Source organism: Christiangramia oceanisediminis (assembly GCF_022570735.2).
Classification (GTDB): domain Bacteria; phylum Bacteroidota; class Bacteroidia; order Flavobacteriales; family Flavobacteriaceae; genus Christiangramia; species Christiangramia oceanisediminis.
In genome coordinates this window covers 1512300-1524311 of the sequence record NZ_JANCNS010000001.1, presented here as the reverse complement: position 1 = coordinate 1524311, position 12012 = coordinate 1512300, and the positions used below count along the sequence as shown (strand labels likewise).

The 12012-nt window shown below is 42.5% G+C and carries 9 protein-coding genes; 1 reads left to right on the top strand and 8 read right to left on the bottom strand.

The features are described 5' to 3' along the window. Nucleotides 1–43: 43 nt before the first annotated feature. Nucleotides 44–1960 (bottom strand): ABC-F family ATP-binding cassette domain-containing protein, encoded by a 1917-nt coding sequence (locus tag MKO06_RS06785; protein ID WP_241550039.1) that lies wholly within the window; start codon nucleotides 1958–1960, stop codon nucleotides 44–46. Nucleotides 1961–2026: 66 nt separating this feature from the next. Here MKO06_RS06785 and MKO06_RS06780 point away from each other — a divergent pair, with 66 nt between their 5' ends. Next, a complete protein-coding gene (locus tag MKO06_RS06780; RefSeq protein ID WP_241550037.1) occupies nucleotides 2027–2413 on the top strand; it encodes a DUF983 domain-containing protein in 387 nt (128 codons plus the stop codon). On the opposite strand, the gene MKO06_RS06775 is transcribed toward MKO06_RS06780, so the two are convergent. The 7 genes from MKO06_RS06775 to topA form a co-directional block, all read right to left on the bottom strand. Continuing rightward, a complete protein-coding gene (locus MKO06_RS06775) occupies nucleotides 2410–3468 on the bottom strand; it encodes an NAD(P)/FAD-dependent oxidoreductase (protein WP_241550035.1) in 1059 nt (352 codons plus the stop codon). The two genes, MKO06_RS06780 and MKO06_RS06775, sit on opposite strands and share 4 nt — an antisense overlap. 94 nt (nucleotides 3469–3562) lie before the next feature. Further along, nucleotides 3563–4456, bottom strand: a complete 894-nt coding sequence (porN, locus tag MKO06_RS06770) for a type IX secretion system ring subunit PorN/GldN (protein WP_241550033.1) — start codon at nucleotides 4454–4456, stop codon at nucleotides 3563–3565. A 12-nt stretch (nucleotides 4457–4468) separates the two neighbouring features. Further along, nucleotides 4469–6013 carry a type IX secretion system motor protein PorM/GldM gene (porM, locus tag MKO06_RS06765; RefSeq protein WP_241550031.1) on the bottom strand — a complete coding sequence of 515 codons (1545 nt, stop codon included), beginning with the start codon at nucleotides 6011–6013 and terminating at the stop codon, nucleotides 4469–4471. A gap of 52 nt (nucleotides 6014–6065) precedes the next feature. After that, nucleotides 6066–6719, bottom strand: a complete 654-nt coding sequence (gene porL, locus MKO06_RS06760) for a type IX secretion system motor protein PorL/GldL (protein WP_241550029.1) — start codon at nucleotides 6717–6719, stop codon at nucleotides 6066–6068. Nucleotides 6720–6781: 62 nt separating this feature from the next. After that, nucleotides 6782–8146 (bottom strand): T9SS ring complex lipoprotein PorK/GldK, encoded by a 1365-nt coding sequence (gene porK / locus MKO06_RS06755; RefSeq protein WP_241550027.1) that lies wholly within the window; start codon nucleotides 8144–8146, stop codon nucleotides 6782–6784. Nucleotides 8147–8262: 116 nt separating this feature from the next. Further along, complete coding sequence (locus tag MKO06_RS06750) at nucleotides 8263–9423, bottom strand: formimidoylglutamase (protein ID WP_241550025.1); 1161 nt, start codon at nucleotides 9421–9423, stop codon at nucleotides 8263–8265. Nucleotides 9424–9426: 3 nt separating this feature from the next. After that, nucleotides 9427–11931 carry a type I DNA topoisomerase gene (gene topA, locus MKO06_RS06745; RefSeq protein WP_241550023.1) on the bottom strand — a complete coding sequence of 835 codons (2505 nt, stop codon included), beginning with the start codon at nucleotides 11929–11931 and terminating at the stop codon, nucleotides 9427–9429. Between the last annotated feature and the right edge of the window lie 81 nt (nucleotides 11932–12012).

The following is a 12012-nucleotide window of genomic DNA, read 5'->3' as shown; positions in this document are numbered from 1 at the left end:
GTCCCATTGGTTTAAATCAAAAAGAAATTTTATGGAGTTTTTTTTAGTTCATTTGATCCAGTTCCAGCTGAATCTCCTCCCACTCCTGCATCAGTTTTTCGAGCTTCTTTTTTGAAGCATTATAGTTGTTAAGAAAATCGGGTTTGGTAGCTGTGGCCTGGTAATTCTCAGCCAGCTCTTTATCCTTGGCTTTCAGCTCCTTTTCCAGCTTGGTGATCTTGGCTTCGGTCTTGCTAAGGCGATTCTTCAACCTTTTTACCTCCTTCTGGTCTGTGAAAGATCTTTTTTCGGAATCACCAGAAAACTTCTTCTGTTTTTTAACCTTATCGCTCTTTTCAACTTCACGCATATCCTGCAGCTTTCGCTGTTCCAGGTAATAATCTATATCGCCCAGGTATTCCTTGATCTGGTGATTTCTGAATTCATATACCTTCCCGGTGAGACCCTGAAGAAAATCCCTGTCGTGAGAGACCATGATTAGCGTTCCCTCAAAACGGGTAAGTGCTTCTTTTAGAACATTCTTTGATTTAATGTCCAGGTGGTTGGTAGGCTCATCCATTACGAGCACGTTGAAAGGCTCCAGCAACATCTTACACAGCGCGAGCCTGTTTCGCTCCCCTCCTGAAAGTACTTTCACTTTTTTCTCAACCTCGTCACCACGAAATAGAAATGAACCCAGCATATCACGTACCCTGGTCCTGTTCTTTTCGTTTGCAGAATCGATCATGGTTTCAAGCACGGTCTTGTTACCGTCCAGGTATTCGGCCTGGTTCTGTGCAAAATAACCTAATTGCACATTATGCCCCAGTTTCAGTTTTCCCTTATGAGGGATCTCTCCCACGATGATCTTAGCCAGCGTGGTTTTTCCCTGGCCGTTCTGCCCAACAAAAGCGATCTTGCTTTGGCGCTCGATCATCAGGTTAATATCGTCCAGCACGGTCTTATCACCATAAGATTTTTCAAGATGCTCCGCCTCGATAACTACTTTCCCTGGGTTCACAGAAACCGGGAAATTCACAGCCATCACCGCATTATCATCTTCGTCTACTTCGATACGGTCTATCTTCTCCAGTTTTTTGATCAGCGACTGGGCCATGGAAGCCTTGCTGGCCTTGGCACGAAACTTATCGATCAGTTTTTCGGTATTTTCAATCTCCTTTTGTTGATTCTTCTGCGCAGCCAGTTGCTGTTCCCTGAGTTCCGTTCTGAATTCCATGAATTCGGAATATGGTTTTCGGTAATCATAAATATTACCCAGGGAGATCTCGATACTCCTGTTGGTCACATTATTCAGGAACATCTTATCGTGAGAAACCAGCATAACCGAGCCTGGATAATTATTCAAAAAGCTCTCCAACCAGATAATACTTTCAATATCCAGGTGGTTGGTAGGCTCATCCAGAAGGAGAATATCATTATTCTGAAGCAGAAGTTTTGCCAGTTCGATCCTCATTCGCCATCCTCCGGAAAAGGTTTCGGTTGGCTTATCGAAATCCTCGCGTTGAAATCCGAGTCCCTGCAGGACCTTTTCAGTCTCCCCTTCATAATTATAGCCCCCAATGATCTCGTATTGATGAGTGACCTCGCTAAGTTCTTGGATAAGGTCATTATAAGATTCGCTTTCATAATCGGTGCGGGTAGCCAGCTGCTCGTTGATATGAGCCATTCTCTTTTCCAGTGTCTTGATCTCTGTAAACGCCTGGTGAGCTTCCTCGATCACGGTACGGCCTTTCTCAAAATCCAGATCCTGCTTTAAGAAACCTATTTTCAGCTCCTTGTCTTTCGCGATCTGCCCCGTATCGTATTCCTGCTCCCCGGCTATGATCTTCAGCATGGTGGATTTTCCGGCTCCGTTCTTTCCTATTAATCCTACCCTGTCTCCAGCTCCAAGCCTAAAACTGATCTCTTTAAAGAGATACTCCCCGGCAAATGAAACAGATAGATTATGAATATTCAGCATTTTGTAATGAATGTTACTTTAAAATCGCTGCAAAGATGCCTAAATTTGGGTTGTAAAAAAAATAAGATGGGTTTACTTAAAGGCACCAGTATTTACAGCATTTTCACGGGCACCTGCCCTGTATGCCAGGAAGAAAGCATGTATGTGACAAAAAATCCCTATAAGCTTAAGGATACTTTAAAAATGCATGAAAAATGTTCTAATTGCGGCACCAAATATAAGATTGAACCCTCCTTTTTTTACGGAGCCATGTATGTGAGCTACGGCGTTGGCGTGGCGTTCGCAGTAGCAGCATTTATCATCGCGTATTACTTCTTTGGCGCCAGCTTACTGGCTTCGTTCTTCACCATTGTATTTACCCTGTTATTTTTAATGCCGGTTATCATGAGATTATCCAGGAATATCTGGATCAATCTTTTTATGAACTATGATAAAAAAGCGGGAAAGAATTAAGACGGCTTATAGTGTTTCTTAGTGAATCTTTGAAGATCGATCTCGCTGTCTAACGGAACATCCTTCTCCATAAGATCAAGTAATTTAGGAGCCATGCTGGGAGCTATGAGCACACCCCTGCTTCCAAAACCATTACAACAGAACATATTCTTAATTTCGGGGTGCGCTCCTACCAGGGGCCTGCGATCGGCCACTGCGGGACGAATCCCCGCTACCTGGTCCACCACCTCAAAATCACATTTAATTATGGAACCAAGCTGCTTAACGAGCTTTTCCCTGGCCTGGCCTGTCACCCCTGGCGTTTTATCCTGGTGATCATAAGTGGCTCCAACCTTATAGAGATGATTGCCTAAGGGCATGATAAAAACAGAAGATTTGATGGCAAAATCAAGATCTAAATCTTCAGAATAAATAGTGATATACTCCCCTTTGTTCCCGCGCAACGGCAGGTAACTGAAATATGGGTTATTTCGTATTCCGAAGCCTTCGCAAAAAATAATATTTCTGGCCTTCAAATCTTTATATTCTACAAAACCATCCCGGCTCACCAATTTAGAATAATCAAAGCGTTCATTTATAAAGCTATCATTCTTTTGAAGATAAGTTATATAGTTATTAAGCAGGTCTTCGGTTTCAATATTCCCGGTTTGCTGAACCATCCCAAATGAATATGGTACGTCGAGATTAGGATTGGTATTCTTCTTTAAACCAGGATCAAGAAACCGGGAAAGGCCGGGCTTATCTGCAGCTACGAACCACTCATTCTGTTCTTCTACCGAATGGAACCGACGATAAATATTCCAATTATTAATAAACTTCTGCTGAAGTTTGTCTTCCAGGTTTTTATAAAAAGGAATGGAAATTTTCAACTGCTCATCGGCCTTCCAGGCCAGTGTAAAACGCTTTAAGACCACCGGATTGAAGATCCCACCTGCCACATAAGAAGAATTCTGGGAGTGATCATCAAAAACAACGAAACTCCTGTTCCGCTTTTCCAGTTCTTCTGAAACTGCCAGTCCGCTAAGACCAAGACCAACTACTATATAATCAAGCATGGGTTAAAGATATTAAGCCTCAGGTTCAATTTCAAAAATAGACATAAAAAAAGCGCCCTTTTTGAAGGGCGCTCTTTCATATACTTTCTGAAGTTTAATAACTCCACATATCCTGTTCGAAGTTCCTGATCTGCTCTTTGATTCGCTGCGATTCCAGCAATTGCATAAAAGCATTATCAACTATGTATTCGTCGATCTCACGATCTCCCTGAACGTTGTCTTCTTTATAAATAATTCCGTCAAACCTTCTCGAATTGAGCAGGTGATCAAACGAAATGGTCTGCGAAGTGTTACCTCCAGTAAAAACCTTTGCGTCGTGAAGCACTTCACGAGCATCGGGATACCAAACCCAGAATAATTCAACAAGATCGGTTTGACCTGAATCGATGAAGTTCACATCGGGAGCAACTGGCGCAATCCCCAGGATACGATATTTCAATTCAGCTAAACGCTTATCGAAATACCAAAGACCACGAATATGATATTCGGCGATATCGGCAGCACCAAGATCACGACGATCTATAAACTGCGCATCCACCTCTTCACCGGCATTGTACTGCTCGATACCAAGATCGGTCGTATCAATTTTAGATAAAGTGGCACTGATATCCTTCAGAGTTCTTTTTTCAGTAAAATATGAATCGGCATAGACATTTTCGATCTTACCGCTTTTAATAGCCTTTACCAGTACATCGTAAAGAGCTCTCCTGTTGGTTCCAATATTGTTGGTATCTATAGGATAATACAACGGAAAATTAACACGCTCATCAAGATCGATGATCTCCCAGGTCCCTTTAGACCATAGAATATCGCGATCTCCCACGTAGCCGTATTCCAGTGGTTTATCTTCCTTGTCTACCATTGCCTGAGCTTCCGATTTTTTCCCGATATCTTCAGGCTTATTGGCGTTCAGGATATTTGCCTGACCGAAAGAAGATACCCCAGCCATCATCACAAATCCAAATACAAATAATTTCTTCAAGCTCATTTTAATATTCTTTTAGTTTGTAAGCTCAATAATTACAGGAGCTACCTTTTTTAGCTTATAGCTGGAGTTACCAGCAAGGGAAGCGTTGATATCATAGATCTGAACAGATTCTCCTCTTCCGGCACGTCTTAGAGCCGCTTTAGCCCTGTCGTCAAGCCTGCTTCCATTAACCTGGATAGTAGGCTGGCCCGGTACTTTAAATTTAAATCCAGTTACATTCAGGTTAAGATCGAAATCGAAGTCTGGTAAGGCAGCACCTACGTTTGCGATCTCCAGACTGTTTCTTTGCATAGAAACCGAACCGTCTTCACCACGTATAGTTCCTACCGGTCTTGGAATATCCTTTACCCTGAAAGTTTTGCTATCTGATACCGTTTCTCCGCCTGGTAATTGACCACTTACATTAATGGTCACCTCTCTGGCCTGAAGGGTAGTAACATCCATTACATAACTTCCAGCACCACCGGCAGCCCTAAGCCCCGGAGCATTAGCTGAAACACTTCCAACTCCCGGGATTGAAATAGTCATCGGGTTTTGAACCCCACGATATACCACGTTCATCTTATCTGCTGAAATAACTGCAGAATTTGGTTTAGGAATTACTGCATAAGAACTTTTTACAGGAATTCTTACTAAAGAGTCGCCTTCCTGAAACTGAAGCTCACCAGTGATTTCTTTTTCACCAACATTACCAGCAGGAAAGTCTAACATAACCTGTCCAGCTTCGGTACTTTGTACTTTCTGACCATTAATGATCACATTTTCGAACTGTAAAGTCTGGTCAACACGACCTAACACTACTTTACCAGTAAAGTTCTCACCACTAAAGAAAGCTGTCTTATCTGGTACTACGATGGCCTGATAGTTTGTAAGTGACACATCACTTTCTAACTGACCAGAGAACATACTTGATAAAATCTCACTTTCAGTACTTTTAATATCAGCCTGCATTTGAGTAAGCTTGGTAATAGAAGCGATCAATGGGAATCCAGCATAATGATAGTACAACCATGGTTGGGTTACATTTTCCCTGTTGGTAACTTCCTGGGTAGAAAATTCCTGTTGCAGGTTTACCTTGGAGGCAATCGCAGGATAATCCTCACTTAGGATCTGCGCTACACCCTCCCTGTACTGATCTATCTGATCTACGAATTCCTGACCTCTTGGAGAAACCCTTCCGCTCTGGAAGAACATTTCATCCATTGCATTAGATTTATCCATGGTCTCGTAATCGGTTGGATCGTCTACAGAAGCTTTAAGCTCATCCTTAACCCCTTCGATATATTCACTAAGTTCGGTCGAAAGCTGGTGAATTCTGTCGGCATCCTCTTTAATAGAAGTATACTTTGCAGGTTGTTCTTCCACTTTCATATCGAGTCCTGCCATTAACGCCTGATTTCTTTCAGCGAAATTGGCAGAGGTCTCATCTAATTTTTCGTTCATAAGTCCGAAGGCCGTCAAAACCTCCTTGGACATATTAAGTGCCATCATGGCGATGAAAACCAGATACATCAGGTTAATCATCTTTTGCCGTGGCGATTGTTTTCCAGATGCCATGTCTAATTAGTTCTTTTTAAATTGATAAATAATTTAATTTAAAGTCGGTTAATTAGACTCTGGAAGTTGCTCTACCATTCATAGCGGTAAGCATGCCTCCATAAACATTGTTCAGGTGAGCCATATTATCGGCAAGGGAATCCATTTGAGCTTTCAGTCTGCTGGCGTTCTCAACCACTTCGTTGTTGATCTCTGCCTGACGTGAAGCCGATTCCACCTGAGCTTTATAAAGGTTATTTAAAGTTTCCATTTGAGCGGCAGCTACTCCAAGCTCCTCGCTGTATTTCTTCTGAGAAGCCATAGAATCTACGGTAGGGGCAATACCTTTCGCGGCTCCTTCGAAGTTTTTAATGCTCTCTCCAAGAGAAGCCATAAGGCTGGCATCCAGCTTAGCTTCCTTAAGCATAGCATCAAGTTTTTTAGAAAGCATTCCTTCAGCTTCTTTCTCTTCTACAACCACAGCCTCTTTTCTTCTTGAATCGCCACCGGCTAATTCAGGATAAACAAGGCTCCAGTCCAATTCATCATCTACTGGTTCGAACGCAGAATAAGCGAATACCAACGCCTCTACGATAAGACCAATAATTAACATTTCGTTTCCACCAGGCCAGTGCATGATTTTGAAAAGTGCACCCAGGATAACCACAGATGCTCCAAGCCCATACACCATATTGGTAAGCTTTTTAGTCGATCTTGAATTTGCCATAACTCTTAATGTTTAGATTTTCTTAATAATTGATATAAATAGGTTTAAGTGTTCAGTTTTTATTATCGGTTATCCTGATTCAGGGTCACATCTGTTCCCAGATAGTCCTGAACGGTTCTAAATCCGATATAACTCCTTGCAGAGTCCATGTATTCATAGTCCCTGGAACTTACCTGAAGGAAATAAGCAACATCCTTCCAGGATCCTCCCCTCACTACTTTTCTACGATCTTCGGGGTTGTTAACGGTTGGGTTCATCGTAGACATATACTCATAAGATCCCGGATCGTATGAAGAATCGACCCATTCTGCGACATTTCCGGCCATATTATACAGGCCATAGTCATTCGGGTCGTAAGATTTAGCCTCAACGGTATAAAGAGCCTGATCGGCTGCATAGTCACCTCGCAAAGGCTTAAAGTTTGCCATAAAACATCCACGATCGTTTAAGGTATAAGGTCCTCCCCATGGATAGGAAGCTCCCTCAAGACCACCACGTGCAGCGTATTCCCACTCACCTTCGGTAGGAAGTCTATATGATGGCACATTAGCATCACCTTTTTGACGACGGAAGTCGTTATGGTATTTCGTTCTCCACTGGGTAAAGGCTCTAGCCTGCTTCCAGGAAACACCTACCACCGGGTAATCATCAAAAGCACTATGCCAGAAATAATCATTGTGCATAGGCTCGTTATACGAATAATTGAAGTCTTTGATCCAAACAGTAGTATCCGGGTAAACCATCACTTCTTCCTTTTTGATGAAGTTACTACGATTTCCCTGGGCCCTGGCTGCAGCCTGAATATCCATCCAGGAATACTGGAATTTAAGTTTTTTAACATCAATGGTACGCTGGCCATTATACACCTCGTCAAGAGGAATGTACATCGAATCCATTACCTCTGCGTAATATACATCTGGGTAATCCTGGGTATCCCAGATAATATCGATATTCTTGTTCAGTCTTCTGTTCGCATAATCATCGGTAGGACCACCCTGGCCATACGTATTCAGCATATACTCTTCGTAAGGAGTCATATCGCCTTCTTCTGCATCAGCAAAGGCATATTCTCCAATAGCATCATCGCCAGGAGTAGCGCCCTGCATTTCAGCCATTATCGCCAGGTTAACCCTAATGATAGAGTCCCGTACATAATTTACGAATTGCCTATATTCTGAATTGGTAATTTCGGTCTCATCCATATAGAACGAACGCACCGTAACTGTTTTAGGAGGTGCATTCTTCTGCCCTGCAATGTCATCATCAGATTTCCCCATGATGAATGAACCACCGGGGATCAATGTCATACCATAAGGTTTCTCCGGATTCCACTTCTTCCCCTCCGCACCTACTAACTGTCCACGATCTCCACCTCCACAACTGGAAAGCAAAGCCATAACAGCGATGAGCGAAATAAACTTCTTCATAATTATCTTAGGTTAAGACATTTTGATTTACGGCAGTAAACCTATCTAAATATTTTCTAAAAAACAATATTTCAGATAAAAATAGCGTAAATCAGATTAATGCCTGAGTACAATTTTTAGACTTCGTTTTTTCTTTTTGCTTTATACCATCTTTCCGGAATTACCTGGTTGCAGGCTTCTATATAATCTTCCTCACTGCAAGGTAATAACGTATGCCTTTTTAATTTAGTATTTACGGTCGATAAAAATGGTATTTCTATCCACCAGCGCCCACTTCGCGGGCTTTTAAAAAACACCAGGATCTCATCATCAATCGGTACCTGATATTTTATAAACTCTTTTTTGGCAGAAATAGTATTTTCATTAGACCTATAATTTACGCCCTCAATAAAATACCAGACTATCTGGGCCACCAGCATGTTAGCAAGGCTTCCAAGTTCCCTCTGGTATTCATAAATACCAAAAGAGGAGACTTTATCACTAATACCCGCATACCTGGCAAGGGCGCAGATCTCCCTTCCATTGAAACCATTAGGTGAATTATACACTCCTGATTGCAGACTGGCTGAATCTATTGCTCCCAGGTCCATACTTACAAGATTGGCATTTCTAAAAATGGGCTCCATGAGCGACAAATCTGACGTTACCCCTCCTAACCGGTATGCTTCAAAGAACAATCGCTCCATCAATTCGATTTCTTCCTGGGAATTGAAATAAGTTTGATAACCAACCGTGGTATAATTAAATAAATTATAAGGCTTATCTACTACGATTTTTCCTACAAAAGATTCATTGCTTATCGCCTTATCAGCGTCGCCAAGATCGAACTTTTTATCGACATTTACAAGGTTAACCATCTGATCCAGTTTATCATAGGCCCTGTACTGAGCATAAACAAGATCCTGGCTCCCTCCTAAAATAACAGGTATTACATCCTCCTTCACCAGTCTTTCAACGAGCAGCTGTACCGCAAAATAAGTATCTTCGGCGGTGGCACCTGCCTCGATATCCCCAAGATCGGCAAGCCTTAGCCCCCAGTTACCAGGATACAGGCTATAAAAACTTCTTCTAATTTCAGTAAAAACAGGTGCTGAGGAACCGGAATTAGACCGGCGATTTTCCCTGACCCCAAAAATCGCAACCTGCACATCTTCAATTTCCGGAATTCCTGAAATTTCTGAATGAACCTTAAGTTGCGCTCCTATAGTCTGGGAATTTAAATTGCGAATCTCGTCCAGCAGTTCATTGGCTACCGGACAAAGAAAATCGTAATCCATAGGCTATTTCTTTTTCGTAGATTTCTTTTTGGTCGTCTTTTTTCGGGTCGTTTTCTTCTTGGTCTTACCGCTTTTTTCCAGAATATCCTTCACTTCTTCAAGAGTGAGTTCATCGGCTTTTGTGGTCTTTGGTAGTTCAACCTTGGTTTTTCCTTTAATTACATTGAACCTTCCCCACCTGGCCTTTTCTACCCTTATACCTTCATCTTCCCAGTTATGGATGATCTTCTCGCGCTCCTTTTTCAGTTTGTCTTCGATAAGTTCCTCGATATCGGCTTCAGAAAGATTATCAAAATCATATTTCTTGTTCACATTGATGAACATGTTGTTCCATTTAAGATAGGGACCAAACCTGCCCACCCCTTTCTGAACCGGCAATTCCTTATACTCATAAATTGGAGCATCGGCTTTTTCCTTTTCCTTGATCAGCTCCATCGCCCTGTCAAAATCAACATTCATAGGGTCTTCGCCTTTCTCAAGAGAAACGAATTTCTTACCAAAACGAACATAGGGACCGTATCTTCCATTATTAACCTCTACAGTCTCGCCTTTGTATTCCCCTAGTGTTTTAGGCAGCTTAAAAAGGTCCATAGCCTCTTCATAGGTAAGGGTTTCCATATTCTGGTCTGGACTTAGACTGGCAAATTTTGGCTTTTCATCATCCTCAACACTTCCAATTTGAACCATTGGCCCGAATTTCCCTAAACGCACGCTTACGGGCTTCCCAGTTTCAGGATCTTCTCCAAGGATTCGCTCGCCCACTTCACGGTCGGCATTTTTAGCGACATCCTGAACGTGAGGATGAAAATCCTTATAGAACTCCTTCATCATTGCCGTCCATTCCTCGTTCCCTTCAGCGATATTATCAAAACTTTGCTCGACTTTAGCCGTGAAGTTATAGTCCAGAATATTAGAGAAATGATTTACCAAAAAGTCATTAACCACCATCCCAGTTGCAGTGGGTACTAATTTCCCTTTATCACTTCCAACGGTTTCGCTTAATTTTTTCTCATCCAGCTTATCATTTTTAAGCCTGAACTGCACATATTCGCGCTCTGTTCCGTCTACCGAACCTTTTTCAATATAGTTTCTCGACTGAATGGTGGAAATAGTTGGCGCGTAAGTAGAAGGTCGCCCAATGCCCAATTCTTCCAACTTTTTCACAAGCGATGCTTCGGTATACCTGTACGGGGGACGGGTAAACCTTTCGGTTGCAGTTATAAATTCATTTTCAAGCGGCTGACCCTGCTTTAATGCCGGCAGCATTCCGCCTTGTTCTTCATCTTCCTCATCGTTTCCTTCTAGGTACACTTTCAGGAATCCGTCGAATTTCAGCACCTCACCATTAGCGGTGAAAAGATTATCATGTTTATCGGCTTCGATCTTCACATTGGTTCGCTCCAATTGAGCATCGCTCATTTGGGAAGCAATGGCTCTTTTCCAGATCAATTCATATAAACGTTGCTGATCGCGATCACCAGAAATGCTGTGTTTGGCAAAACTGGTGGGCCGTATGGCCTCGTGAGCTTCCTGTGCTCCCTTGGATTTCCCCTTGAATTGTCGCGACTTGGAGTATTTATCTCCGTAAGCCTTCAAGATTTCAGCCTTGGCTCCTTTTCTTGCATCTTCGGAAAGGTTCACGCTGTCTGTTCTCATATAGGTAATATGACCCGCTTCGTAAAGACGCTGAGCCATCGTCATGGTCTTGCTAACCGAAAAATAAAGCTTTCGCGCAGCTTCCTGTTGCAGGGTTGAAGTGGTAAATGGCGGAGCCGGGTTCTTTTTCGCCGGTTTGGTGGTAAGATCGGCAACCTTGAATTTAGCACCTATATTATCTTTGAGAAACTGTTCAGCTTCTTCTTTGGTCTCAAAGTTCTTCGGAATCTTAGCCTTGAAGCTTTTGCCGTCCTCGGTAATGAATTCGGCATCTATTCTATAAGAGGCTTCCGGCTCAAAATCCTGAATTTCACGCTCTCTTTCCACGATCAATCGCACAGCTACCGATTGCACCCTTCCTGCCGAAAGACCACCTTTAACTTTTCTCCATAGTACCGGAGAAAGCTCATATCCCACCAGCCTATCCAGTACTCGCCTGGCCTGCTGGGCATTTACAAGATTGTAATCTATACCTCTGGGATTATCTATCGCATTCAGAATTGCTGATTTGGTAATCTCGTGAAATACGATACGTTTGGTCTTTTCGTCCTTCAATTTCAATTCCTCAGCCAGGTGCCAGGCAATCGCCTCCCCTTCCCGGTCTTCATCACTCGCTAACCAGACCATTTCGGCGTCCTTAGCAAGACCTTTTAGCTTCCTAACAACATCCTTCTTATCTTTTGATACTATATATTTAGGTGTAAAATCTCCCTCAGTGTCTACCCCGATCTCCTTGGTAGGTAAATCGGCGATATGACCAAAACTGGAAGCGACCTTATAGTCCTTCCCCAGAAACTTTTCGATGGTTTTGGCCTTTGCAGGAGACTCTACTATCACTAAATTCTTCGCCATAAATCTGTTGGTTTATAATTGCAAAAGTATGGCAAATTTTTATTCCACCTGTTAAACGAACTTTAAAAAGGCCAGGAAGGA